The sequence below is a fragment of the Pontiella agarivorans genome (assembly GCF_034531395.1).
In the GTDB taxonomy this organism is placed as follows: domain Bacteria; phylum Verrucomicrobiota; class Kiritimatiellia; order Kiritimatiellales; family Pontiellaceae; genus Pontiella; species Pontiella agarivorans.
Map to the genome: position 1 here is coordinate 67,109 of NZ_JARVCO010000012.1, position 25,672 is coordinate 92,780.

18 protein-coding genes and 2 tRNA genes are annotated in these 25,672 nt (G+C 52.5%); 16 read left to right on the forward strand and 4 right to left on the reverse strand.

Translation table 11 applies throughout. The features are described 5' to 3' along the window. Positions 1-6: 6 nt before the first annotated feature. Both metH and dinB read right to left on the reverse strand, forming a co-directional pair. On the reverse strand, positions 7-3,708 hold the full coding sequence (gene metH, locus P9H32_RS13235; RefSeq protein WP_322609388.1) for a methionine synthase: 3,702 nt from the start codon (positions 3,706-3,708) through the stop codon (positions 7-9). A gap of 304 nt (positions 3,709-4,012) precedes the next feature. Beyond that, on the reverse strand, positions 4,013-5,206 hold the full coding sequence (gene dinB / locus P9H32_RS13240; RefSeq protein WP_322609389.1) for a DNA polymerase IV: 1,194 nt from the start codon (positions 5,204-5,206) through the stop codon (positions 4,013-4,015). 102 nt (positions 5,207-5,308) lie between these two features. On the opposite strand from dinB, the gene P9H32_RS13245 reads away from it, so the two are divergent. Continuing rightward, on the forward strand, positions 5,309-6,601 hold the full coding sequence (locus tag P9H32_RS13245; RefSeq protein WP_322609390.1) for a hypothetical protein: 1,293 nt from the start codon (positions 5,309-5,311) through the stop codon (positions 6,599-6,601). On the opposite strand, the gene P9H32_RS13250 is transcribed toward P9H32_RS13245, so the two are convergent. After that, positions 6,558-7,466, reverse strand: a complete 909-nt coding sequence (locus P9H32_RS13250; RefSeq protein WP_322609391.1) for an SDR family NAD(P)-dependent oxidoreductase — start codon at positions 7,464-7,466, stop codon at positions 6,558-6,560. The genes P9H32_RS13245 and P9H32_RS13250 overlap by 44 nt on opposite strands. A gap of 136 nt (positions 7,467-7,602) precedes the next feature. Here P9H32_RS13250 and P9H32_RS13255 point away from each other — a divergent pair, with 136 nt between their 5' ends. Then, positions 7,603-8,319: a hypothetical protein gene (locus P9H32_RS13255; RefSeq protein WP_322609392.1), complete on the forward strand. Its 717-nt coding sequence runs from the start codon at positions 7,603-7,605 to the stop codon at positions 8,317-8,319. 9 nt (positions 8,320-8,328) lie between these two features. Here P9H32_RS13255 and P9H32_RS13260 read toward each other — a convergent pair whose 3' ends face one another. Further along, positions 8,329-10,056 (reverse strand): GspE/PulE family protein, encoded by a 1,728-nt coding sequence (locus P9H32_RS13260; protein ID WP_322609393.1) that lies wholly within the window; start codon positions 10,054-10,056, stop codon positions 8,329-8,331. 387 nt (positions 10,057-10,443) lie between these two features. On the opposite strand from P9H32_RS13260, the gene P9H32_RS13265 reads away from it, so the two are divergent. The 14 genes from P9H32_RS13265 (at position 10,444) to P9H32_RS13330 (ending at position 25,647) form a co-directional block, all read left to right on the forward strand. Next, a tRNA-Thr gene (locus tag P9H32_RS13265) sits at positions 10,444-10,519 on the forward strand. Positions 10,520-10,572: 53 nt separating this feature from the next. Next, entirely contained in the window at positions 10,573-11,772 is a 1,200-nt protein-coding gene (gene tuf / locus P9H32_RS13270) for an elongation factor Tu (protein ID WP_322609394.1), read from the forward strand. Between the two features lie 72 nt (positions 11,773-11,844). Further along, the gene (gene rpmG, locus P9H32_RS13275) at positions 11,845-11,997 is read left to right on the forward strand and encodes a 50S ribosomal protein L33 (RefSeq protein WP_322609395.1); all 153 of its coding nucleotides are present in this window, start codon (positions 11,845-11,847) and stop codon (positions 11,995-11,997) included. Positions 11,998-12,014: 17 nt separating this feature from the next. Further along, positions 12,015-12,090 (forward strand) — tRNA-Trp (locus P9H32_RS13280). A 25-nt stretch (positions 12,091-12,115) separates the two neighbouring features. Then, positions 12,116-12,319, forward strand: coding sequence for a preprotein translocase subunit SecE (gene secE, locus P9H32_RS13285; protein WP_322609396.1), 204 nt, complete (start codon positions 12,116-12,118; stop codon positions 12,317-12,319). Between the two features lie 22 nt (positions 12,320-12,341). Continuing rightward, entirely contained in the window at positions 12,342-12,896 is a 555-nt protein-coding gene (nusG, locus tag P9H32_RS13290) for a transcription termination/antitermination protein NusG (RefSeq protein ID WP_322609397.1), read from the forward strand. A 20-nt stretch (positions 12,897-12,916) separates the two neighbouring features. Next, positions 12,917-13,342 carry a 50S ribosomal protein L11 gene (gene rplK / locus P9H32_RS13295; protein WP_322609398.1) on the forward strand — a complete coding sequence of 142 codons (426 nt, stop codon included), beginning with the start codon at positions 12,917-12,919 and terminating at the stop codon, positions 13,340-13,342. Continuing rightward, complete coding sequence (gene rplA / locus P9H32_RS13300) at positions 13,342-14,034, forward strand: 50S ribosomal protein L1 (protein ID WP_322609399.1); 693 nt, start codon at positions 13,342-13,344, stop codon at positions 14,032-14,034. Before rplK ends, rplA begins: the two co-directional genes overlap by 1 nt. A gap of 19 nt (positions 14,035-14,053) precedes the next feature. Beyond that, a complete protein-coding gene (gene rplJ / locus P9H32_RS13305; RefSeq protein WP_322609400.1) occupies positions 14,054-14,584 on the forward strand; it encodes a 50S ribosomal protein L10 in 531 nt (176 codons plus the stop codon). A gap of 86 nt (positions 14,585-14,670) precedes the next feature. Further along, a complete protein-coding gene (gene rplL, locus P9H32_RS13310) occupies positions 14,671-15,042 on the forward strand; it encodes a 50S ribosomal protein L7/L12 (protein WP_322610330.1) in 372 nt (123 codons plus the stop codon). A 120-nt stretch (positions 15,043-15,162) separates the two neighbouring features. Then, positions 15,163-18,930 (forward strand): DNA-directed RNA polymerase subunit beta, encoded by a 3,768-nt coding sequence (rpoB, locus tag P9H32_RS13315; RefSeq protein WP_322609401.1) that lies wholly within the window; start codon positions 15,163-15,165, stop codon positions 18,928-18,930. A gap of 47 nt (positions 18,931-18,977) precedes the next feature. After that, on the forward strand, positions 18,978-23,153 hold the full coding sequence (rpoC, locus tag P9H32_RS13320; protein ID WP_322609402.1) for a DNA-directed RNA polymerase subunit beta': 4,176 nt from the start codon (positions 18,978-18,980) through the stop codon (positions 23,151-23,153). Positions 23,154-23,468: 315 nt separating this feature from the next. Continuing rightward, positions 23,469-24,146: a methylated-DNA--[protein]-cysteine S-methyltransferase gene (locus P9H32_RS13325; RefSeq protein WP_322609403.1), complete on the forward strand. Its 678-nt coding sequence runs from the start codon at positions 23,469-23,471 to the stop codon at positions 24,144-24,146. A gap of 64 nt (positions 24,147-24,210) precedes the next feature. Further along, positions 24,211-25,647 carry a nitronate monooxygenase gene (locus P9H32_RS13330; protein ID WP_322609404.1) on the forward strand — a complete coding sequence of 479 codons (1,437 nt, stop codon included), beginning with the start codon at positions 24,211-24,213 and terminating at the stop codon, positions 25,645-25,647. The last annotated feature ends 25 nt before the right edge of the window (positions 25,648-25,672 follow it).

Genomic DNA, 25,672 nt, shown 5'->3' on the forward strand with positions numbered 1-25,672 from the left:
TCAGCTTCAGTAATTGTATCCGAGGCTGGGGGCCAGCCATTTTTCGGCGGTTTTCATATCCCAGCCTTTACGTTCGGCATAGTCGGCAACTTGGTCTTTGTTGATTCGGCCGAGCGGGAAATAGCGGGATTCCGGATGCGAGAAGTAGAGGCCGGACACCGAGCTCGGCGGCGTCATTGCCATGGACTCTGTCAGTTCAATCCCGGTCCGTTTCGTTGTCTCCAGAAGTTGGAAAATGGTTTTCTTTTCGGTGTGGTCCGGGCAGGCCGGATACCCGGCCGCCGGGCGGATGCCCTGATATTTCTCTTTGATCATCTGCTCGATTGTGCAGGTTTCTGCTTTTCCGTAGCCCCAGGCATCGCGCGTCTGTTTATGCAGGTATTCTGCAAACGCTTCGGCAAGCCGGTCGGAGAGCGCCTGAACCATAATGGCGTTATAGTCGTCGTGATCGGCTTTAAATTCTTCGGCTTTCACGACGGCTTCGGGGCCGGCCGTGACGGAGAATGCGCCAATGTAGTCAGCACAGCTGGAATCCTTCGGCGCAATGAAATCGCACAGACTGCGGTTCGGCGTTTCATCCTTTTTGATCATCTGCTGCCGTAGAAAATGCAGGGTATTAATTTTTTCGGTACGTGATTCATCGGCATAGACTTCAATGCTGTCGCCGACGCGCGCGGCCGGGAAGAAGGCGTGCACACCTTTCGGGGTGAACCAGTCCTCTTCAATAATCTGCTTCAGCATGGCCTGGGCATCGTCGAAAACCTCGCGAGCGCGAGCTCCGGGTTCGCCGGGTTTTTCAAGAATGGTCGGGTATTTCCCTTCCAGTTCCCAGGTCCAGAAAAACGGAGTCCAATCGATCCATTCGGCCAGTTCTTTTATCGTGATGTTGACCTCGCGAGTGCCGATAAATTCCGGGGTGGGCGGCACGTAGCCTTTCCAGTCGAAGGGCAGGGCGCGTGCGCGTGCATTTTCCAGGCTTCGGAACTCGCGGACTTCCTGCGAGGCTTCGTGCTGCTCTTTGATGGCGTTGTATTCAAACTTCACCGCTTTCTGGAATTTTTCATCGCCACTGAGGATGGACTGTACCACGGTGACGGCGCGCGAGGCATCGAGCACATGCATGGAGAGTCCGCTGAATTCGGGCGCAATTTTGACCGCGGTGTGTTTTTTACTGGTGGTGGCTCCGCCGATCAGCAGCGGTGTTTTCAGGCCTTCGCGTTCCATCTCTTTGGCGACGTGCACCATTTCATCGAGCGACGGGGTAATTAGACCGGAAAGGCCAATGATATCTGCTCCCCATTCACGGGCTTCTTTCAGAATGGTTTCCCACGGCACCATAACGCCGATGTCTTTTACTTCGAAATTGTTGCAGGCGAGTACGACGCCGACGATGTTCTTTCCGATGTCATGCACGTCGCCTTTTACCGTAGCGAGCAGGATTTTTCCGGCCGAGGAAGCTTCTCCTTCTTCTTTTTCCTCCTCCATATAAGGCAGGAGGTGAGCCACGCCTTTTTTCATGACCCGGGCGGATTTTACCACCTGCGGAAGGAACATTTTTCCGGATCCGAACAGGTCGCCGACCACATCCATGCCGGCCATCAGCGGACCTTCGATCACGTGAAGCGGCCGATCGTATTTCTGCCGGGCTTCTTCCACATCGTCTACAACATATTCGACGATGCCTTTCACCAGGGCGTGTTTGAGCCGTTCTTCCACGCTGGCTTCGCGCCAGGCCTGGGTTTCGACTTCTTTTTTTGCACCGCTACCTTCGGCTTTAATCTTTTCGGCATAGTCGATCAGTTTTTCGGTGGCTTCTTCATTGCGGTTGAGCACCACATCCTCGACGAGAGTCATCAGTTCTTTCGGAACCTCGTCGTAAACTTCGAGCATGCCCGGGTTGACAATTCCCATATTCAGACCGGCTTCCGTGCCATGGTAGAGGAAGGCGGCGTGAATGGCTTCGCGAACCCGGTTGTTGCCGCGGAATGAAAACGAGACATTACTGATGCCGCCGCTGACGGAGACGCCGGGAAGCGTTTGGCGAATGACTTTGGTGGCTTCAAAGAACGAAACAGCGTTGATGCGGTGTTCTTCCATGCCGGTGCCGACCGGGAAGACGTTGGGATCAAAAATAATGTCGGTCGGGTCGATGCCGATTTCGTCCACAAGGATCCGATAAGCTCTGGTGCAGATTTCGATCCGCCGTTCGGTGGTGTCGGCCTGGCCTTTTTCGTCGAAGGCCATAACCACCATACCGGCACCGTAGCGCTGAATTTTCCGTGCATGTTCGCGGAACTGGTCTTCGCCTTCCTTCATACTGATTGAGTTGACGATGCCTTTGCCCTGAATGCATTTCAGGCCGGCTTCGATGACCTCCCATTTTGAAGAGTCGATCATGATCGGAACGCGGCAGATGTCCGGTTCGGATGCGACCAGATTCAGAAATTTAACCATCATATCGACGGAATCGATGAGGCCTTCATCCATGTTGATATCAATCAGATTGGCCCCGGCTTCCACCTGCTGAAGGGCAATCTGAAGGGCTTCATCGAGATTACCTTCGCGAATCAGGCGTGCAAATTTCGGCGAGCCGGTAATGTTGGAACGCTCGCCGACCATCACCAGATTCATTTCGGGGGTGATGCGCAGCGGTTCAAGTCCGCTGAAGCGCGGTGTGCTAGACCGTGCCGGAGGAATACGCGGCGGATATTTTTTTACGGCAGCGGCAAGTCCCTGAATGTGGGCGGGCGTGGTGCCGCAGCATCCGCCCCAGATATTGGCAAGACCGTGTTTGGCAAAGTCGTCATAAACCCGGGCCATGTCTTCGGGCGTGTCATCATAGCCCCCGAATGCATTCGGCAGTCCGGCGTTGGCATAAATGCTGATGTAGCAGTGGGCCACATTGGAAAGCTCTTCGAGATAGGGGCGCATATCTTCAGCACCTAATGCGCAGTTAAGGCCGACCGAAACCGGATTGGCGTGTTCGATGGAATACCAGAATGCTTCCGGAGTCTGACCGGAAAGGGTGCGGCCTGATCTGTCAGTGATGGTTACCGAGATCATCACCGGAAGCCGGGTGCCGGTTTTTTCAAAGACCTCCTCAATGGCAAAGAGGGCGGCTTTAGCGTTAAGCGTGTCGAAGATGGTTTCAACCAGCAGGAGATCCACCCCGCCTTCGATCAGGGCTTCGGTCTGTTCCGCGTAGGCCTCGACCAGGTCATCGAAAGAGACCGCACGATATCCGGGATCATTGACGTCCGGGGAAATGGAGGCGGTCCGATTGGTGGGGCCAATGGATCCGGCCACAAACAGCGTACGTTCCGGATTGTTTTCAAGTACGCGGTTTACCGCATTTCGTGCGATGCGGGCGGCGGCGATATTCAACTCCCGAACGAGCGGTTCAAGTCCATAGTCGGCCTGGGAAATTGTGGTGGAGCTGAAGGTGTTGGTTTCGATGATGTCCGCACCGGCTTCGATGAATTCTACATGAATATCTTCAATGATCTGTGGTTTGCTGAGTACCAGCAGGTCGTTGTTGCCCTTCAGGTCGGAAGGGTGGTCGGCAAACTGTTCGCCGCGGAAATCGGTTTCTTCGAGCTTGTGTTGCTGAATCATGGTGCCCATGGCGCCGTCGAGCATTAGGTGCTGGTCTTTCAGCAGGGCGGCAAAGCGGTTGGCGGCATCGGATGTGTATTTAATTTTTTTCATAACAGAAAACCTCGAATTCCAAAGATTGGAAGGGTGTATATCCGTTTATCCGGATATTGCAATATAAAAGCGTAATGCAATTAAAAGGCGCGTTTTTAAACCGTATTTTTGAAAGGGGGAAGATTTTTCGGGATGAGTTTGAGGGGATCGGTCCGGGGATGCCTTTGAATGATAAAAAGAGAGGGCGCCGCAGGAAGAGGGGTATATCCTGCGGCGCCCATAGGAAGAAGAAACCATAAAAGTCTCTGCACATGAAACGTGTGGATGGGGGCATAATGGACAAAAAAGGTTTTAAATGTAAAATTCAGTCTAAGTCTGACCCGCGGCGCAGACTGCTGATGCCGTACTTTTCTCTGATGGCATCGGCGGCCCGGCTGAGGCGGTTTCGTTTTTCGTGGCGTGCGGTGTCGGGGGAATCGAACAGATTCATCTGGAGGGTCCGGGGTTTGTCGGATTCGGTGAGTCCGCTGGTGCCGAAGCCGATCAGCCGGACGGGACGGTGGCGGAGGTGTTCGTTGAGCAGTTCCATACCGACTTCCCGCAGGGTGATGTCGTCGTTGGCCGGAATGGCGATTTTGGTCTGGCGGGTGATGGTGGTGAAGTCGCTCCATCGTAAACGCAGGTGAACGGTGGTCGCATAAAAACCGGCTTTGCGGAGTCGTGCAGCAACTTTATCGATCAGGCGTTTGTACGTTGCTTCGATCTGTTCCCGATCGGTGATGTCATGTCGGAAGGTGGTTTCGTTGGAAATGCTTTTTTCATCGGCCCCGGTGCCGATTTTCCGGTCGTCAATTCCGCGGCACAGGCGGGAGAAGCCATAGGCGGATTTTGGGCCGAGGACCTTTTCCAGACGTTGGAAGTCGAAGTTTTGGAGATCGCCGATGGTGGAGATGCCAAGGGAGAGCAGCTTTTTCTGTGTCACTTTACCTACGCCCCACATACGGCCGATGGGCATGGGGGCGAGCATTTTCTCGATGGCTTCCTGATTGAACGGAACGACGGTGAGGCCGTCCGGTTTATTCATATCGGAGGCGAGCTTGGCGAGAAACATATTCGGTGCAACGCCCACGGATGCGGTCAGCTGTGTCTGTTCCCTGATGTGGTTACGGATTTTTTCGGCCATGGTTTTTCCATCGCCGAAGAGGTGCCGGGCACCGGTGACATCGAGAAAGGCTTCATCAATGGAAAGGGGCATGACGTGAGGGGTATATGATTCGAAGATGCGCATGATTTCGCGCGAAACAGCTTTGTAATTGGCCATGTTGTTCGAAACGAAAACTGCATGCGGGCATTTTTGTTTTGCGATGCGGGAGGGCATGGCGGAGTGTATGCCGTATTTGCGCGCTTCGTAAGACGCGGCTGCCACAACGCCGCGCTGGTCGGCCGCCGCCCCGACAACAACGGGTTTGCCGCGGAGTTCCGGATGGTCGCGTTGTTCCACGGAGGCGAAAAAGGCATCCATGTCGACGTGCAGAAAGGTCTGGGGATTTTGTTTCATTCTTCCAAAGGCTGGAAATCTACATTGGGTTAATGCTTTTCATAGAGCGAATATCATTTAGACTGATTTGCAATTCACTTATTAAAACACACGGTTATGGCCATGGAAGATAAAACACATTCCCAGGAAGTGCGGGATGCCCGCGACGTGATTTTGGATCTGAACTTTGTTCCGCAGTGGGCCAGGAAGCCGCCGGGAGAAAATCATTATTCCAGAAAGGATTTTGATGAGCGCCCGAGGCGCGAAGGCCGGCCCCGCCGGGAGGGGAACCGGGATGACCGTGACCGCTCTAAACGACCGCGCCGGGATGATCGTCCGCGCGATGATCGACCGAGACGGGAGTCGCGCGAGCCGGTTAAAGAGTTGCCGATCAGCGTTTCATTTCTGCCGGAGCAAAAGCGGCTGGCCTCGCTGGTCCGTCAAATTCACCATTCGCGCCGTGCCTATCCGCTGATGGACCTGGCCAGTCTGCTGATTCATGATGCTGAAGGTTATCTGGTTAAAATTGAAGTGAACAAAGAGGCGCCTGATTTTCATCTCTACCAGTGTAAAGCGTGCAAGGCGGTGGCGGCATCGCAAGAGCTGATTGAGCAGCATATTCTATCGAGCCATCTGGAAGACCGATATGAAAAAGAGGAGATCGAGGTCGATCCGCCTTCGGGAAGTTTTCCTGGGGTTGCGCGTTGTACAAAAACCGGAATTCTCCTGGGGCCGCCGAATCATCACAGTTATAATGACAAGGTGGCGGAAGTGCATGCGGCACGCTTTTCGAATATGCCGTTGGAGGACTACAAGCGTTTTATTGAAATTGTGAAAGATGAAGAGCTTGTGGAGCAATGGAAAGATGAGAGCCGGAAGCAGACGGTTTATCGGTTGAAGTCTGATCCTGAAGCGGAACCGGTGGATTTGAAAAAAGCTGAAATTGAGTTTAAAAAACAGCTGCCTTCCATGATCGAGAAAACGCACCGTGCCATTGTGCCTTCTGTAATTGCGCGGGAGCTGGATGACCGGGATATTACGTTTGCAATCAAGCGGGTCTGGAGTAAAGAGAGCCGGTTTCCGCTGACGATGTCTTTTTCGATGCGGGCCGCATTCCGGCATATGCATCTGCATTTGTTTAAAGCCGGAAAAATCAACTTTGTAACGCATATTAAACCGCATCCGATTAAGCCGCAGGACACGGTGCCGAATATTGCCGAGGTGCTGATGTTTCTGAAGGAAAATCCCGGATCAACACGAGAGCAGCTGCTGGAAGTGCTTCATCCTTCGCTCGATCCGAAATCGGCCGAGGCCAAGGATGCTCTGAAGCCGATCAGCTGGCTGGTTGAACGCGGCCATTTGATTGAATTCTTCAACGGAACCCTGTCGGTGCCGATTGGTCGTCAGCGCCGGTAAAGGTAACGGCGGGCGCGATGCCCAGTTGCCGGTATGTGAGACTCATGACCCGCTCAATGCAGAGCGGGTCTTTTGCGTAGGCCGGGAACGGTACCTGTTTTCCTGAATGGCTGATGAGGGCGCCGGAGATGTTTCTGAATCCGGGATCGAGCACGGCTGCTGCATAGGTTTCCGCCATTTTTTCGGGGGTAATGGAAAACAGTGCTTTTAAGGTGTAGAGGTTTTTCAGTCCCTGCGGCAGATCCGGAAAGCGGTTGATGTCGATTTTTACATTGGTGACGCGGATGCAGTTGGCGGTGGCCATGGTTCCGGTAAGCTGCTGCGCCAGCCAGACGGTATAGATGCTTTGGGCCATTTTGGATTGATAGTAGGCTGCTGCCGGAGTGAAATGGCGGTTTCCAAACGTGGGATCTTCCGTGTCCACGGTCTGGAAGGGGCGGGCGAGTAAACCTTTGGAGGAAATATTGATAATTCGTCCCTGAGGACTGGCGATGATGTAATCCATCAGGCGGTCTGTCAGCAGGACCGGTGCGAGATGATTGGTGAACCAGATGCGTTCAAAGCCGTCGGAGGTCAGTTCGCGTTCGGTTTCGGAAAGGTTGAAGTCCGCGGCATTGTTGATCAGGCCGTCGATCCGGTTGAGTTCGCGGTGGGCCCAGTCGGTGAATTCATGGATGCTGCGCCGGGAGGCCAGATCGAGTTCGGCTGCGATTGTGTTTTTTCCTATTTCATGCCGGACCTGCTCGGCTTTTTCCCGACTGCGGCAGGCGAGAATTACGACGTGGCCGGCATTGGCGAGATGTTTTGCGGCTGCTTTGCCGATCTCGGAGTTGGCTCCGGTGAGTATAATGGTTTTTGCGGGCATTGAAGGAGGGTAGAAGAATCCGATGGCGGCGGCAATGTTCCTGGGCCGGGAACGTTGTTTTTCAAGGATTGGAAGCGGGCTTGACGAACCGCGGGTCAGCGCCCATTGTTTTATGTATTCAATGAAGGAATTTCCAATGGCTGGAAGACTGATACAGATGATTTTGATGGCGGCCGTGTCGGCGGCTGTTTTTGCTGATGCCGAGGAGTATAAGCGGGAGCGTTACGATGTGATTGTGGATCGCTCGCCTTTTGGTGAGGATTCGGGGATTGCTGCGGATCTGGCGCGGGAAGAGGCGCAAAGTAAGAAAGATGCCGCCGAGGCGGCTAAGCTGGCCAGGGAGATGGAAAAGAAGATACGTCTTTGTTATCTGCTGGAAGCTGATAATGGCGAGTTGCGTGCGGGATTCGAAAATAAAGGGGCAAAGCCCGGGGATCCCCGCAGTATTATGCTGCGGCTGAATGAGAGTTTTCAGGGCATGAAGCTGACGGCTATTGATGTGTTGAGAAGCAGTGCGACTCTTGAGATGAATGGGAAGCCGGTTACCTTTGAATTGACACAGGCGGCAGCGGCCACGCCGGCTAAAAAAGCCGGGCCGGTTGCGCAACGGCGCAAATTCGGCAGCGGGTTTCGTCGTCCGGAGCAGCCGACAAAACCGGCTGAGCCTGAGTTGACCCCTGAAGAGCAGGCTGCAAAGCGAGAAGAGGTGCGTGAAAATTTGCGCCAGTACCAGATGGAGGTTATTCGTCAGGGCATGCCGCCTCTTCCGATTCCGCTGACTCAGGAGATGGATGATCAGTTGGTGGAGGAGGGGATTCTTCCGCCGAGCGGTCCGGCAGCTCCGGGACCGTGAGTCTCCGGATTAAGCGTCTTCGAATTCTTCATCTTCGGAGACGCGCAGGATTTCGTCAATTGTGGTGATGCCGGCGAGCACTTTGTCCCAGCCGTCTTCGCGCAGGGTTTTCATGCCGCCTTGGTCGAGCGCTCTGTTTTTGATCTCGGCGGCTGATGCGTGGGCAATGATGAGCGGTCGGATTTCATCGGTGACGTGCAGAATTTCAAAAATCCCTGTTCGTCCTTTATAGCCGCTGCCCCGGCATTCATCGCAACCGACAGCTTCATAAATCGGCCCTTCATTGGCGAGGCGCTCAATCGGGAAGCTGTGTTCCTCGAGAAATTCTTTGTCGTATTCTTTGGGCTGTTTGCAGTTGTTGCATAGACCGCGTACAAGGCGCTGGGCGACAATGCCTTCTACGGAAGACGCGACCAGGAAAGGTTCAATGCCCATGTCGAGCAGGCGGGTAACGGTGCTTGCGGAATCGTTCGTGTGAATGGTGCTGAAAACCAGATGGCCGGTCAGCGCTGCACGGATCGCAATTTCGGCGGTTTCTTTGTCGCGGATCTCCCCGACCATAATCACGTCCGGGTCCTGACGCAGGAAGGTGCGGAGGGTGTTGGCGAAGGTCAGTCCGATTTCCGGGCGCATCTGTACCTGGTTGACGCCGGCCATTTCGTATTCAATCGGGTCTTCGGCTGACATGATTCGTTTGTCGACGGAATTGATTGTGTGGAGCCAGGCATAGAGGGAGGTGGACTTGCCCGACCCTGTCGGCCCGGTGACCAGGAGAATGCCGTGAGGGCGGGTGATCATTTTTTTGAGAATGTCGGAATCGTGGTTATTCAGTCCCAGGTCGGCCATGGTTACAAGGCCGCCGCCTCGCATCAGCAGACGGAGGCTGACGGATTCGCCGTAAACTGTAGGCATGGTCGAGACGCGGACATCAATTTCTGCTCCTTTAATGCGGACGCTGATCCGGCCGTCCTGCGGAAGACGTTTTTCGGCAATGTCCATATTAGACATTACTTTGATGCGGGAGATGACCGAGGATTGAAAGCGTTTCAGCTGCGGGGGCATCGGTGTTTCATGCAGGACGCCGTCAATGCGGTAGCGAATGCGCAGGTCCATTTCCATGGGTTCGATGTGAATGTCTGTGGCCCGATCCTTATAGGCTTCCCAGATAATCTGGTTCACAAATTTAACTACTGAGGCCTCCTGGTCGAGTTCGCTGAGGTCCTGTTTTAGAAGATCTTCTTCATCGTCCAGGTCCAGCCCGCCGCTTTCCATCATACGATCGAGGGTTTCTGCGCCAACGCCGTAGAATTTCTTGGCGGCGGTTTCAATGTCCTCGGATGGGCTGAGTGACAGTCGGATCCGGCTTTCAGCTGCCAGACGGAGTGCATCAACCAGTCCGGGGGTGAAGGGATCGCTTGTAGCAACCTTTAGATAGCCGTCTTCTTCTTTGAGCGGTATGATGTTGTATTGAAAAATAGCTTTTGTGGGCAATTTTTCGAGAATGTCGTTATCTATTTCGATTTCCTTCAGGCGCTGAAAGGGCAGTTGCATGGCCTTCGCCAGTTTTGTCAGAAGTTCCTCTTCCTTGATTTCGGCGTTGTCGATGATAAAACGACATACAGGCGCCCCGTTGGCGCGGGCCTCATTCAGGAGGTCCTGAAGTTTTTTTTCGTCGATGAGCCCGGTGGCTGCGAGAAAGTCGTATATTCTGAGAGATTTCGTAAGCATCACGCTCATGAATGTGCCATCCGAGGTTTGGAAAAAGCAACAGTTTAATATTTCCGGTTGGCTGCTCGCTGAATTCGGAGCTGGAGGGTGGGGTGATTATTGTTTATTAAAAATGAAGCCGGATTGAGCTTCCTTTTTGTGGGCAGTGTAAAGGATGTCGGCGGTCGCTGATTCATCTGTATTTGCAGGGCTGATGCGGTTGCTGCTGAAATTACTAAAGTTTTTTGGGCTTCGGGGTTGACTATGTCACGGGGTTCTATATATTGCGCCGTCTTATTTGCCAAATCCCCCTTCGGGCGGCAGGTGGGACGATTTTGAGGGAACAGGCTTTCGAGCGCATTTATTTACCGGTGTGCAAGGGGTTTGTTTGTATGGTTTTTTTATTTGGATAAACAGGCCCATGTAGCTCAGTTGGTAGAGCGCATCCTTGGTAAGGATGAGGTCAGCAGTTCAAATCTGCTCATGGGCTCCATTTATTCGATTTGTAAAGTGTGAATAACTGAGAGATATCAGGAGGTAAACAAAATGGCTAAGGATAAGTTCGAACGGACAAAGCCCCACGTGAATGTGGGCACGATTGGTCACGTTGACCATGGTAAAACGACCACGACCGCTGCAATCACCTGTGTACAGGCTGCTAAAGGTCTGGCTGAGTATATTGCGTACGACAGCGTTGCTAAAGCATCGGAATCCCAGGGTCGCCGTGACTCGACAAAGATTCTGACCATCGCGACTTCGCATGTTGAGTACGAATCCGATAACCGTCACTACGCCCACGTTGACTGCCCGGGCCATGCTGACTACGTTAAAAACATGATTACCGGTGCTGCGCAGATGGATGGCGCGATTCTGGTGGTTGAAGCTCCGTCCGGTCCGATGCCGCAGACTCGTGAGCACATCCTTCTGGCCCGCCAGGTTGGTGTTCCGAAAATTGTTGTTTTCCTCAACAAGTGCGACCTGGTTGACGACGAAGAGCTGATCGAGCTCGTTGAGATGGAAATTCAGGAACTCCTCGCGAAATATGATTTCGAAGAAGATTCCCCGATTATCCGTGGTTCTGCACTGGGTGCTATCAATAATCCGGAAGGTCCGGAAGCTGATTGTATTCAGGAACTCATGGATGCACTTGATGCATGGATTCCGGAGCCGGAACGTTTGACCGAGCAGGACTTCCTGATGCCGATCGAAGACGTATTCTCCATCGAAGGTCGTGGTACGGTTGTTACCGGACGTGTTGAGCGTGGTTCTATTCATACCGGCGACGAAATCGAAATTGTCGGCATTAAAGATACTGCAAAAACGACCTGCACCGGCGTTGAAATGTTCCGCAAGATCCTCGATGAAGGTCAGGCTGGCGACAACGTGGGTATTCTGTTGCGCGGCACCAAAAAAGAAGATGTGCAGCGCGGTCAGGTTCTGGCTAAGCCGGGTACAATTAACCCGCACACCAAATTCAAGGGCGAAGTATACGTTCTGTCCAAAGAAGAAGGCGGTCGTCATACGCCGTTCTTTAAAGGTTACCGCCCGCAGTTCTACTTCCGTACAACGGACGTTACCGGCGATATCCAGTTGCCGGAAGGTGTTGAAATGGTAATGCCTGGCGACAACGTGACAATGAATGTTGAGCTCATCACCCCGATCGCGATGGAACAGCACATGCGCTTCGCAATTCGCGAAGGCGGCCGCACCGTTGGTGCCGGACGTGTTATTGAAATCGTTGAATAACATCGGTAATTAACCGGGACGGGCGGGGTTAACCGCCCGTAGCCGGTTTATCATCTAACAGGATAAAATCACATGCCAAGAGATATTATTACTCTGGCCTGCACCGAGTGCAAAGAGCGCAACTACACCGGTACACGCAATAAGAAGCTGGAAACACAGCGTCGTGAAGTAAAAAAATACTGTACACGCTGTCGTACACATACACTTCACCGCGAAACCAAATAGTTGATCAATTTGACGACAGGACGGTAGTTCAATTGGTAGAGCACCGGTTTCCAAAACCGGCTGTTAGGGGTTCGAGTCCCTTCCGTCCTGCCACTATCTTGAAACTGGAAAGCATAAAATGAGTAAACTAAACGAAGGTGTAGGCAGTCTGCGGACATTTCTCGAAGAGGTTAAGGTCGAGTTGCTTAAGTGCACATGGCCTACTAAGAAAGAACTGATCGGTCAGTCTATCGTGGTGATTGTATCAGTCATCATTCTCGGCGCATTTGTCGGCCTTTGTGATCTGGTTAATATGAACTTTTTACAGTTCATCATCCATTAAGTTTATTCGGGGATACGAAATCATGCCAAAACAGTGGTTCATCCTACATGCCCTTTCCGGTCACGAGCTGAAAGTTCAGAAGAACATTGCCAGCCGCGTGCAGCAGGAGGAGATGGAAGATCTTATCGGAGAGGTTCTGATCCCCTCTGAAAAGGTCTCGGAAGTTAAACAAGGCAGAAAGACAACGGTTAACCGTAAGTTTTTCCCGGGGTACCTGCTGATTAATATCAGTTTGTACAACGAGGATAGGTCGGTTAATGCGGAAGCCTGGACGTTTATTCAGAACACCCCAGGTGTAATCGGGTTCCTCGGCGGAGAAAGACCGCCGGCGATGAGTGATGATGAAGTTAGTGCCATCGTCAATCAGATCGAAGAGAAAAAGGAAGTCGTTGCGCCGAAGGTGATGTTCGAACCGGGCGAAACCGTGAAAGTTACCGACGGACCGTTTACCAGTTCCAGCGGTATTATCGATGAAGTCGATCCAGAACGCGGTGTCTTGAAAGTGCTTGTTTCTGTCTTCGGTCGCGAAGCGCCGGTTGAGTTGGAATACTGGCAGGTTGAGCGTTCGGCCGAATAGAAAATTTATTGAGGATAGTTATGGCTAAGGAAATCACAGGGTATATTAAATTGCAGATCCCGGCAGGGGGAGCAAACCCTGCACCGCCGGTAGGTCCCGCCCTGGGTCAGCACGGCGTTAATATTATGGAATTCTGCAAGGCTTATAATGCCGCAACGCAGGATAAAGCTGGAATGGTTATTCCGGTGGTCATCACCGTATATAACGATCGCAGCTTTTCGTTTGAAACCAAAAGCCCCCCGGCCGCGGTTCTTCTGAAGAAAGCAGCCGGCCTGGCTAAAGGTTCCGGAGTTCCTAACCGCGACAAAGTTGGTAAGGTAACCCGCGCTCAGATCGAGGAAATTGTTGAGACCAAAAAAGACGATCTCAACGCCAGCGACATCGACGCCGCCGTCCGTATTATTGAAGGTACTGCGCGCAGCATGGGAATCGAGGTGGAAGGATAATGGCTATTCACGGAAAAAAATACAGTGCTGTTTCGGAGAAGGTACTGAAGGACGATTACACCATGGATGGTGCTATTGCTTTCCTGCAGGAGAACCCGACCGCTAAGTTTGATGAAACATTGGAATTCGCTTTCCGTATGGGTGTTGACCCGTCCAAATCGGATCAGGCGATCCGTTCCACTGTTGCGTTGCCGCACGGAACGGGTAAAGATGTCCGGATCATTGTTTTCGCAACCGGCGATGCTGCTGAAGCTGCCCGCGAAGCGGGTGCCTTGGAAGTGGGTTTTGAAGACCTGATTAAAAAAGTACAGGACGGCTGGACGGATTTTGATGCCGCTGTTGCCACGCCGGACGCCATGAAAGAAGTCCGTAAAGTGGCCCGTGTGCTGGGTCCCCGCGGTCTGATGCCGAATCCGAAAACAGGAACCGTCACCGATGACACTGCTGCGGCTGTAAATCAGCTTAAGGCAGGTCGTGTCGAGTTTCGTATGGATCGTAACGGGAACATCGCTGTTCCTTTCGGTAAGCGTTCTTTTGAAAAAAACGCACTGCTGGAAAACGCCCAGGCCATCGTTGATGCGATCAACGGAGCAAGACCGGCCAGCGCGAAAGGCACCTACATTAAACGTGTTACGATTTCTTCCACAATGGGACCGGGTCTTCGGATCGCCCTGAAGGAAATCTCCGCATAGGGAAGGGTAAGGGATTTAAATGAAACCTGAAGAAAAAGGCGTACGGCCGGAAAAAGTGTCGGAAGCGGCTGAGCTTGATCAGCGCGTTGCAGGTGCACTCTACATGATCATTGCCGACTATACCGGCATGGACATGCCCACCACCACTGCATTAAAGGACTCGCTGCGTGAACGCGGTGCCTCCTTCAATGTTGTAAAGAAAACCATGCTCAGCCGTGCGGTTGATGCAGATATTGCCGAGCTCCTCCAGGGGCAGACCGCCATGATTCATGGTGATGGCGATGTGGTTGAAGTGGCCAAGGTGATTAAGAAATTTACTGCGAAGAATGAAAAGCCGGTGGTAACCGGTGGATTCGTAGAAGGCAAAGCGGTAACTGCCAATGACGTTGTAGCACTTGCAAAACTTCCTTCCAAGGATGTCCTGCGTGCACAGTTGCTCGGCACTCTGCAGGCACCTTGCAGTCAGTTGGTCGGTGTGATGGACCAGAAGGTTTCTACACTGGTTTACGTGCTGAGCGCAGTAAAAGAAAAAAAAGAACAAGAAGCATAACAACATTTAATTTGAATTAGATAGCAGTTCATAGGAGGTATCAAATGTCCGAAGAAGTAAAAGATGAAGTAGTACTCGAAGGTAAAATGGCCGAGTTTGTTGACTGGGTTGAAACCATTTCTGTTCTGGAACTTTCTCAGCTCGTTAAAGCGCTCGAAGATCGTCTGGGGGTTACAGCTGCCGCTCCGGCCGCCGTAGCAGTTGCTGCACCGGCAGGTGACGAAGAAGGCGGCGGTGCCGCTGAGCAGACTGAATTCGAAGTTGTTCTTACCGCTGCAGGCGGATCAAAAATTCAGGTCATCAAAGAGCTCCGCGGTATTACCGGTCTGGGTCTGAAAGAAGCAAAAGAACTGGTAGACGGTGCTCCGAGCAGCATCAAAGCCGGCGTTTCCAAAGAGGACGCTGAATCCATGAAAGAAAAACTCGAGGGTGTTGGAGCATCTATCGAGCTCAAGTAAAACCCCTTGTTTTCTTGATCTTTGACAGATTGTGCCGCCTTTGTGCGGCATGTGTATTGTTCCCCTTTGAGAACCAAAGGGGAACATGCGTTATCCAACAACAACCCTTGAAGGTGCGGAATGGCTGAGAGAAAAAACTTCGGAGTACTCACAGACGCGCTTGATGCGCCAGACTTAATTGAAATCCAACTTAACTCCTATCGGGACTTCCTGCAGCAGGACGTTTCTCCTTCCCGTCGAAAAAAAATGGGATTGCAGTCCGTGCTCGGCGAGGCATTTCCTATTGAAAGTTACGATGGACAGATCGCTCTCGATTTCGTTAGTTACGAAATCAAAAAGCCGAAACTTGAACATTTGGAATCTATCCGAGAAGGCGAGACCTTTTCGGCACCTTTGTACGTAACGTTTAAACTGCGTGAAGGTGAAGACCTGCGTGAAGACACATTGTTCATGGGTGAAATACCACTCATGACAGACAGCGGAAGCTTCGTCATTAACGGCGCTGAGCGCGTTATTGTTTCCCAGTTGCATCGTTCGCCGGGGATCTGTTTTGAACAGTCCCAGCACGCCAATGGTTCTATCCTGCATTCGTTCAGAATTATTCCGGATCACGGTTCCTGGATCGAAGCTCAGTTTGACACCAGCGACCTGATCTATATTTATCTCGACCGCAAGCGTCGCCGCCGCAAGTTTCTCGCATCTACCTTCCTGCGTGCGCTCGGTTATGAAAAAGACGAGGAAATCCTGGGACTTTATTACAAGTTCGCAGAATTCTCTCTCTCCAAAAAAACGTATAAAGAAGAGGATCTCGAAAACCTCGTTCTTTCTGATGACATCGTAGATGCAGACTCTGAGTCGGTCATCGGCCGCCGTTATGACCAGCTGACCGTTGACATGATTCAGCGTATGAAGCTGGCAGGGTATAAAAAAGTTTCTGTTGTGGATGTTTCCTGGGACCAGGGACTCTTTCTGAAGTCTGTTCAGGCTGACACTACTCGTACTGTGGATGAAGCTCTGAAAGACCTCTACCAGAAGCTGCGTCCAGGCGATCCGCCGACCACAGCCTCAGCCCGTCAGATGATTAAACGCCTTTTCTTTGATGAGGCGCGATTCAGTCTGTCGCGGGTAGGGCGTTATAAGATCCAGCAAAAGCTGGGCATCGACAGCACCTCGCTGACCCTCGAAACAGAAGATGTAGTAGAAGCTCTACGCTATCTGCTCATGGTTCGAATGGGAGAGGGTACGCTCGACGATATTGACCATCTTGGATCCCGTCGTATTCGTACCGTCGGTGAGCTGCTCGAAGGACAGTGCCGCGTAGGTTTGGCGCGTATTCAGCGTTTGGTCAAAGAACGTATGACCATTTTTGATACCACCGTTGACCGGCTGTCTTCCCAGAAACTGATCAACCCGAAGGCGCTTTCCGCGGTAATCAAGGACTTTTTCGGTCGTTCCCAGCTTTCGCAGTTTATGGATCAGACGAATCCGCTTTCTGAATTGACGCATAAGCGTCGTCTGTCCGCGCTCGGCCCGGGCGGCTTGAATCGTGATCGAGCCGGTTTCGAGGTTCGAGACGTACACAGTTCGCACTACGGCCGTATCTGCCCGATTGAAACGCCTGAAGGGCCGAACATCGGTCTGATTTCGTCGCTCTCGACTTTTGCTAAGGTGAATGAGTACGGCTTCATTGTTACGCCATACCTGAAGTGCGCCAAAGGCAAAGTCAGCAAGACCATCGACTGGTTGACGGCTGACGAAGAAGAGCGTTACGTTATTGCGCAGGCCAATGCACCGCTTGATGAAAAGAACTGTTTTGTCAATGATCGCGTGATGGTTCGTGTACGTGGCGATTTTATTGAAGTGCCGCCGGAAAAAGTAGAGTATATGGACGTTTCGCCGAAACAGGTGGTCTCCATTGCTGCGGGGTTGATCCCCTTCCTCGAGCACGACGATGCCAACCGGGCGCTGATGGGTTCGAACATGCAACGTCAGGCTGTTCCGCTGATGAAGTCGGACCGGCCGTTTGTCGGATCCGGTATTGAAGGCCGTCTGGCCCGCGACTCCCGTGTTCTGGTGATTGCAAAAGAAGACGGTAAAGTGGCGTATGCCTCGGCAGACCGTATTGTCGTTTCCAAGGATGGAAAAATGCCGGTGAAAAAAACCGGTAATGATTTCCAGGATTACAGACTGCGTAAATTCATGCGATCCAACGCCGGAACATGTTTGAACCAGCGGCCTGTCGTCAGGTTAGGTCAGAAAATCAAGGCCGGCGATGTGCTGGCTGATGGATCGGGTACGGATGAGGGCGAACTGGCCCTGGGTAAGAATGTGGTTGTCGCGTTCATGCCATGGTCGGGTTACAACTTTGAGGATGCTATTCTGATCAACCAGAAGCTGGTACGTGAAGATGTGTACACCTCTATTCATATCGAAGAGTTCGAATGTGGAGCCCGCGATACGAAACTTGGCCCTGAAGAAATTACGCGCGATATTCCGAATGTAGGTGAAGAAGCTCTGAAAAATCTCTCACATGACGGGATTATTCAGGTCGGTGCAGAGGTGAAACCCGGCGATATCCTAGTCGGTAAAATTACACCGAAGAGTGAAACAGAATTGGCTCCGGAAGAGCGTTTGTTGCGTGCCATTTTCGGTGAAAAAGCGGCAGATGTACGCGATACTTCGCTTAAAGCGCCTTCAGGAACGCACGGTATTGTGATGGACGTGAAAGTTTCGTCCAAGAACAACGCCATGGGTGTTACACCTGATAAAGGCAAGCAGACGGATGTCAAAAAGCTAGAAAGGGAAATCGCTGAGCGTCACGAAGATGTGGTTGCGCAGTTGACCGAAGACCTGACCGAAGCGCTTTCCAATATTCTGCTTGGTGAAAAGATTCCGCTTGATGTGATGAACTCCAGCTCGGGGGATGTCATTATTCCGGCTAACCGTAAAATCACAAAGACGCTGCTGCGTAAGCTGGCTGCGAACTACGAGTTTGTTGAAATCGATCCGTCCCCGATCCGCATCAAGATTATGGGTATTATCGATGAATATCGTAATAAATTCGTTGAAGCCAAGCAGGACAAGGATCGCTCGATGGATCGCGCCGGTAGTGGCGAAGAAGTTGACGCGGGTATCGTGAAGTCCGTTAAGGTTTATGTTGCTGAGAAGAAGAAACTGTCCGTAGGGGATAAGATGGCCGGTCGCCATGGTAATAAAGGGGTTATTTCCCGGATTGTTGCCGAAGAAGACATGCCGTTCCTTCCGGATGGAACTCCGGTGGATATTGTACTTAATCCGCTGGGGGTACCTTCGCGCATGAACGTCGGTCAGGTTTTGGAAACTCACCTTGGCTGGGCGTGTAAGCATCTCGGAATGCATGCTGCGACTCCGATTTTTGACGGTATTTCCGAGGAACAGGTATTTAAAATGCTCGGTGAAGCCGGCCTTTCAGAAGACGGTAAAACTGAACTGTTCGACGGTCGTACAGGTGACCGTATGGCACAGCGTGTAGTGGTCGGTGTAATGTATATGCTTAAACTGCACCATCTGGTCAGCGAAAAGATCCACGCCCGTGCGGTTGGTCCGTACTCACTCGTAACGCAGCAGCCTCTCGGTGGTAAAGCGCAGTACGGCGGGCAGCGTTTCGGGGAAATGGAAGTGTGGGCTCTCGAGGCCTACGGCGCGGCGCATGCACTGCAGGAAATCCTGACGGTGAAATCCGACGACATTGCCGGACGTACCCGGATGTACGAAGCGATTGTGAAGGGCGAAAACGTCCTCGACTCCGGTCGTCCGGAATCGTTCAACGTACTCATTAAGGAACTGCAGGGCCTCGGGCTGAACTTCCAGGTGAAGAACGAGGATGGCGAACCCATCCTGTCGGCCTAGTCACGTAACGTAGATACCAACACATTATACTGCAGGAGGAATACCTCGTGGAAAATTCAAGCAATGTTGCCGACATCTTCGGTATCAAGCAACAGGAACAAAGTGATTACGCGAATATCACGCTCGCTTCTCCGGAAGCGATCCGCTCGTGGAGTCACGGTGAAGTCAAGAATCCGGAAACGATTAACTACCGGACCTTCAAGCCTGAAAAGGGCGGCCTGTTCTGTGAGCGCATTTTCGGTCCGACCAAGGACTGGGAGTGTTCGTGCGGCAAATACAAGCGCATCAAACACAAAGGGGTCATCTGTGACCGTTGTGGTGTTGAAGTGACTTTGTCGCGAGTGCGCCGTGAACGCATGGCGCACATCGAGCTGGCCGTGCCGGCTTCGCATATCTGGTTCTTCAAAGCGACGCCGTCGCGTATGGGTCTGATTCTGGACATGACCATGCGTAACCTCGAGCGCGTGCTCTACTACGATAACTATATCGTGGTTGACCCGGGCGAAACGCCGCTCAAGGAAAAGCAGCTTCTCTCGGAAGAGGAATACCGAGAAGCCATGGATAACTACGGCATGGACAGCTTCGTTGCTAAAATCGGTGCTGAAGGTGTGCGCGAACTGCTGACTAAAATCGATCCGGTCAAGATGCTTCAGGAACTTGAAGAAGCGATGATGAATACCCGCTCCAAGCAGACCCGTAAAAAACTGGTTAACCAGATGAAGGTCATGGAAGGGTTCATAAAATCCGGATCCCGTCCGGAATGGATGGTAATGGAAGTGCTACCGGTAATTCCGCCGGACCTGCGCCCGCTTGTTCCTCTGGAAGGCGGTCGTTTTGCTACTTCAGACCTAAATGACCTGTATCGGCGTGTGATCAATCGGAACAACCGCCTGCGTACGTTGCTGGCCCTTAAAACGCCGGAAGTGATCATCCGTAACGAAAAACGGATGTTGCAGCAGTCGGTGGACGCGCTGTTCGATAACGGCCGTCATGGTCGTGCCGTGACCGGTCCGGGTAACCGCCCGCTGAAATCGCTCTCGGATATGTTGAAAGGTAAACAGGGCCGTTTCCGTCAGAATCTGCTCGGTAAACGTGTCGACTATTCCGGACGTTCCGTAATTGTTGTGGGACCGACTCTGAAACTGAACCAGTGCGGTTTGCCGAAGAAAATGGCTCTTGTGCTGTTCGAGCCGTTTATTATCCGCCGTCTGAAAGAGCGCGGTGTGGTGCATACCGTGCGCAGCGCGAAGAAAATGATCGAGCGCGAGGTGGATGAGGTTTGGGATATCCTTGATGAAGTGACCCGTGGGCATACCGTAATGCTTAACCGCGCGCCGACCCTCCATAGGCTTTCTATTCAGTCGTTCGAACCGATCCTTATTGAAGGAGAGGCCATTCAGTTGCATCCGTTGGTCTGTACGGCTTACAACGCCGACTTTGACGGTGACCAGATGGCGGTACATGTGCCGCTTTCTGTGGAGGCGCAGGTTGAATCCAAGAGCCTCATGCTGGCGTCCAACAACATCTTCTCGCCGTCGTCCGGTAAGCCGGTAACGACGCCGACGCAGGATATTGCGCTGGGTTGCTATTTCCTGACTTCGGAATCCCAGACCTACATGATGAAGCGCAAGCACGGTGAAAAGGTCGATGAGCAGTTGCGGATGATGAACGATATCATGGAAGTGCACACAGCTTATGATGAAGGTGTGGTGCACCTGCACAATCGTATCCGTTTCCGTAATCCGGACTATCAGCGTGAGACGCGTCATGGAGACATGGAACGTTCTGTGATCACCACTACGGTTGGGCGTGTATTTTTTAACGAAGTCTGGCCTGATGAGCTCGGTTTTGTGAATAAAACGGCCACCAAAAAAGTTGTGGGGCAGTTGATTGAAGCCTGTTATGAAATTTCGGGTCATAACGTTACGGTTGGCGTACTTGACGCGTTGAAAAACCTGGGTTACGAACAGGCGACCCGCTCGGGAATGTCTATCGGTTTGACCGATATGATCATTCCGCAGGATAAAGCGCCGATGGTTGCTGCCGCTCGAAAAGAGATTGAAGAGGTTGAGGCGAAGCACCGTAAGGGGCTGATCACCGAGGGTGAGCGCTACAACATGATCATTGATATCTGGACGGATACGAATGATAAGCTGACCAACAAGCTGTTCGAGGTTCTGGAAGAAAATGATGATCCTAAAAATGCGAGATCAAAAGAAGAGCTCAATCCGGTTTACGTGATGGTGGATTCCGGGGCCCGTGGTTCCCGTCAGCAGATTCGTCAGCTGGCCGGTATGCGCGGCCTGATGGCCAAGCCTTCCGGTGAAATTATTGAACGGCCGATTCTTTCAAACTTCCGCGAGGGATTGTCGGTTCTCGAATACTTCATTTCCACGCACGGTGCTCGTAAGGGTCTGGCCGATACGGCGCTTAAAACGGCGGACTCAGGTTATCTGACCCGTAAGTTGGTTGACGTATCGCATGATATCATCATTACCGAGGAAGACTGTCATACGTTAAATGGTATTGAGGTTGCAGCCATCACCGAAGGCGATGATGAGCTCGTGTCGCTGGCCACACGTATAATCGGACGTACTGCTGCGGAAGATATCTGTAATCCGCACACACTGGAGGTTATTGTTGCCGCGGGTGAGCTGATTGATAAATATTCGGCCCGCAAGGTGGAAAGCGCCGGCGTTGATCAGGTTGTGATCCGCTCTGTGCTGACCTGTGAGTCACGTCGTGGGGTCTGCGCCAAATGCTACGGTAAAAATCTGGCAACCGGCAAGGTGGCTCAGCTTGGACAGCCGGTAGGAATTATTGCCGCTCAGTCCATTGGTGAGCCGGGTACGCAGCTGACTATGCGTACCTTCCATATCGGTGGTACTGCATCGTCCGTATTTAAACAGCCGAAAGTCACTGCAAAATCGGGTGGTACCGTTCGCTATGAAAATATTCGTTCGGTAAAAGTCGAAGAGCAGAATATTGTGCTGAATAAAAACGGCAACATTCTAATTGTGGATGATGAGGGCCGTGAGCTTGAGCGCTATGCCATGGTAATCGGCGCGCAGGTATCCATTGATGATGGAGCCCGGGTAGAAGCCGGAGACGTCTTTGTAGAATGGGACCCGTACTCGGTTCCGATTCTTTCCGAGCACAATGGTAAGCTTGAATTCCAGGACTTCATTGAAGGGGTAACCGTTCAGAAGACTGTGGATGAAGCAACCGGCGTTGAAGGGTTGACCGTCATGGAGCATAAAGAAGACCTGCATCCGGAAATTTTGATTATCAGCAACGACGGAAGTGTTGGTCACTACTCCATTCCGGCCGGTGCACAGGTGATGATTAAAGAAGGGGACGACATTGCTGCCGGTTACACACTGGCCCGTACGCCTCGTAAAACCGTACGTACCAAAGATATTACCGGTGGTCTGCCGCGTGTGGCTGAGCTGGTGGAAGCCCGTACGCCGAAAGAAGCCGCTGAAATCGCAAAGATTGAAGGTATTGTAGAGTTGGGTGGAATCGCCAAGGGTAAGCGTAAGCTGATTGTTCGTGACGCCGTGACTGGCGCTGAAGAAGAGCACCTGATCCCGATGAACAAGCACGTAATTGTGTTCCCGGGTGACTTTGTGCACAAGGGGCAGCAGCTGACTGAAGGTCCGATTGTTCCGCAGGAACTGCTGGAGGTTTGCGGGCCTCAGGACCTGCAGGAATACCTTGTGAACGAAGTACAGGCCGTGTATCGCCTGCAGGGTGTGGAAATCAACGATAAGCATATCGAAGTGATCGTTCGCCAGATGTTGCGCAAGGTCAAGATTACCGACCCGGGCGATACAGAGTTCCTCTGGGGTGAACAGGTTGAAAAGCAGACCTTCCAGGAAGTCAACCAGAAGGCGGTTGCCGAAGGACGGCGTCCGGCGGAAGCATCTCCAGTGTTGCTGGGTATCACCAAAGCTGCGCTCGAAACCGAGTCCTTTATTTCAGCGGCGTCGTTCCAGGATACCACCCGCGTACTGACTAAGGCTGCAACCCTCGGCATGGTCGATGGACTGCGTGGTTTCAAGGAAAATGTGATCATGGGTCGCTTGATTCCAGCGGGTACCGGTTTCCCGATGTACCGCGATATCAAGCCGGTCAAACTTGGCGAAGAAATCTCAGTCGAAGATGCGCTGGGCGGAGATCCGTTAGCCTTTGTGCAGGAAACGACTGAAGAAAATGCTTAAACGCATGGTTTGTTCGATTCTTGGTAAAAGCGTCCCGTATGGGGCGCTTTTTTTATTTTAGAGCTGAGGTTGCGGCTCATGAGAAAGCCAATGATCACGAGCTGTGATCGCAAATTTCAGATGGGCGGCGAGAGGCGGCTGTGCCATATTTGATCTATGAATGACTACAGCTGTATAGCAGAGGTAATCCGTTATATCGAGGAGCACCGGATTGAATCGCCGGACCTTGTAATGCTGGCGGGTGTGGTCAACTTAACTCCGTCCCGTTTCCGCAGACTCCTGTCACGCTGGGCAGGATTGACTCCGGAGGATTTTATGAAGTGCATGACTCTTGAGGAGGCACGCGCTCGGTTGCGCGCGGGTCATCGAGTGCTTGATTCCGCTCTGGAGACGGGGCTTCCGGAGCTGGAGCAGGCGCTTAAGCCTTGTGTTGAGCTGGAGGCTGCATCGCCGGGTGAAATAAAGGCTGGAGGTTCCGGGTGGACGATTCGTGCGGGGATGGCCGCTTCTCCTTTTGGGGAATGCCTGATTGCGGAAGCCCCACGAGGAATCTGCCATCTTTCATTCTCTCAGTCGTTGGATGCTTCTATCGGCTGGAAGCATTTGGAAGAGGAGTGGCCCAATGCGGCATTGATCAGGGATGATTCCAGGGCCGGGAAGTGGGCGGACAGTATCTTTATGAATACGAATGTTTCCTGCGGAACTGCTCCACCTTTAAGGCTCTTTGTTCGGGGGACTGAATTTCAGATACAGGTCTGGCGGACGCTGCTTCAGATTCCGGCAGGCTGTTTGGTCAGTTACAAAAAGTTGGCGGCCCGGATTGATAAGCCGAAAGCTATACGGGCGGTAGGTTCGGCGGTGGGTCGGAATTCAGTGGGGTATCTTATTCCGTGCCATCGGGTTATACGTGAAAATGGCGGGATCGGCGGCTATGCCTGGGGTGTGGAGCGTAAGCGGGCTATTCTTATTCAGGAGGCCTCCCGGCTCTGTTGACTCTGGGTGATTATTGTGGATTAGTGTCGTTGAATATCTGTCAATATTGTACAGTGATTTACCTATGTTTGAGAAATTACCGCAAATTATACAGGGCGGAATGGGCTTTGGAATATCGGACTGGCGTTTGGCCCGTGCCGTGTCGCAACTCGGTCAGCTGGGTGTCGTTTCGGGAACTGCATTGGATGCAGTCCTGGCCCGTTCTTTGCAGGATGGAGATCCGGGCGGAGAGGTTCGCCGTGCGTTGGAACACTTCCCTTTTCAGCAGGTGGTTCAGAGGATTATGGATGCCTACTTTGTCGATGGGGGGTTGAAGGCGGGGGTTCCGTATAAAGCGATTCCAATGCATACGGTGGAGGGCTCTCAAATGGCGGCAGAGCTCTGTGTGGTCGGTAACTTTGTGGAAGTTTTCCTTGCGAAAGAGGGGCACAGCAAGCCGGTCGGGGTTAATTATCTGGAGAAGATTCAGCTTCCGCATCTGTCGTCCATTTACGGGGCTATGCTGGCGGGGGTCTCTGTGGTGATTATGGGTGCTGGTATTCCGCTCACGGTTCCCGGGGTTCTGGATGATCTGGCCATGCACCGTTCGGTTGAGTATCCTGTGGCGGTAGCCGGAGAGGCTGGTCGGGTCGAAATTCTTCCGGTCTCGTTTGATCCCAGTTCTCTGGCGGATGGAGGTGTTAAGCCGGGTATGCTTCAGCGTCCTGATTTTTATCCCATTGTTTCGACGGAGTCGTTGGCTTCCATCCTGATGAAAAAAGCGAATGGAAGTATAGAGGGATTTATTGTCGAAGGAAATCTGGCGGGGGGGCATAATGCTCCGCCGCGCGGCAAGGGGCCGCTGAGTGATTCGGGCGAGCCGGTCTATGGTTTGCGTGATGATGCCAAGTTGGCGAAGTTTCGTGATCTGAGTGTTCCGTTCTGGCTGGCAGGTTGCCGAGGGTCGGCTGAAGGCTTGAAGGATGCGCTGAGTCAGGGTGCGGCCGGGGTGCAGGTGGGTACCGCCTTCGGGTTGTGTGTCGAGTCCGGTCTAATGCCCGAAACGCGCCGGGAATTGGTTCGAGGAGCTCTGGATGGCACGTCGCATGTCTTCACGGATCCGGTTGCTTCTCCCACCGGTTTTCCGTTCAAGGTGGCGGATGTGAAAGGCAGTCTGTCCGATCCTGAAGTATATGAAAAACGACGCCGTATTTGTGATATCGGATTTCTTCGTTCGCCCTATCGAAAGGCAGATGGTCGTATTGGTTACCGCTGTCCCGCTGAGCCGGTAAAGGCTTATGTGGCCAAGGGTGGGAAGGTTGAGGATACCGTTGGGCGTAAATGTCTTTGTAATGCGCTGGCTGCAGATATCGGCTTGCCACAGCGTCTTCCGGATGGTTCAACAGAAAAGCCTCTCATTACTATGGGAGACGATCTGATCAATATCGGCCGCTTCTGTAAAAACGGTTCGGTTGATTTTTCTGCGGCGGATGTGATTCGTACTATTCTGGATGTCTCGTAATTATTCACGGGTTCCGGGTACGAAA

Coding starts and splice junctions, on each gene's coding strand:
- P9H32_RS13325 (WP_322609403.1), top strand. CDS start 23,469: ATGAAGTGCATGACTCTTGAGGAGGCACGCGCTCGGTTGCGCGCGGGT.
- P9H32_RS13250 (WP_322609391.1), bottom strand. CDS start 7,466: ATGCCCGCAAAAACCATTATACTCACCGGAGCCAACTCCGAGATCGGC.
- P9H32_RS13260 (WP_322609393.1), bottom strand. CDS start 10,056: ATGAGCGTGATGCTTACGAAATCTCTCAGAATATACGACTTTCTCGCA.
- metH (WP_322609388.1), bottom strand. CDS start 3,708: ATGAAAAAAATTAAATACACATCCGATGCCGCCAACCGCTTTGCCGCC.
- rplL (WP_322610330.1), top strand. CDS start 14,671: ATGGCCGAGTTTGTTGACTGGGTTGAAACCATTTCTGTTCTGGAACTT.
- P9H32_RS13330 (WP_322609404.1), top strand. CDS start 24,211: ATGTTTGAGAAATTACCGCAAATTATACAGGGCGGAATGGGCTTTGGA.
- rplK (WP_322609398.1), top strand. CDS start 12,917: ATGGCTAAGGAAATCACAGGGTATATTAAATTGCAGATCCCGGCAGGG.
- rpmG (WP_322609395.1), top strand. CDS start 11,845: ATGCCAAGAGATATTATTACTCTGGCCTGCACCGAGTGCAAAGAGCGC.
- rplA (WP_322609399.1), top strand. CDS start 13,342: ATGGCTATTCACGGAAAAAAATACAGTGCTGTTTCGGAGAAGGTACTG.
- nusG (WP_322609397.1), top strand. CDS start 12,342: ATGCCAAAACAGTGGTTCATCCTACATGCCCTTTCCGGTCACGAGCTG.
- P9H32_RS13245 (WP_322609390.1), top strand. CDS start 5,309: ATGGAAGATAAAACACATTCCCAGGAAGTGCGGGATGCCCGCGACGTG.
- rplJ (WP_322609400.1), top strand. CDS start 14,054: ATGAAACCTGAAGAAAAAGGCGTACGGCCGGAAAAAGTGTCGGAAGCG.
- P9H32_RS13255 (WP_322609392.1), top strand. CDS start 7,603: ATGGCTGGAAGACTGATACAGATGATTTTGATGGCGGCCGTGTCGGCG.
- rpoB (WP_322609401.1), top strand. CDS start 15,163: ATGGCTGAGAGAAAAAACTTCGGAGTACTCACAGACGCGCTTGATGCG.
- tuf (WP_322609394.1), top strand. CDS start 10,573: ATGGCTAAGGATAAGTTCGAACGGACAAAGCCCCACGTGAATGTGGGC.
- dinB (WP_322609389.1), bottom strand. CDS start 5,206: ATGAAACAAAATCCCCAGACCTTTCTGCACGTCGACATGGATGCCTTT.
- secE (WP_322609396.1), top strand. CDS start 12,116: ATGAGTAAACTAAACGAAGGTGTAGGCAGTCTGCGGACATTTCTCGAA.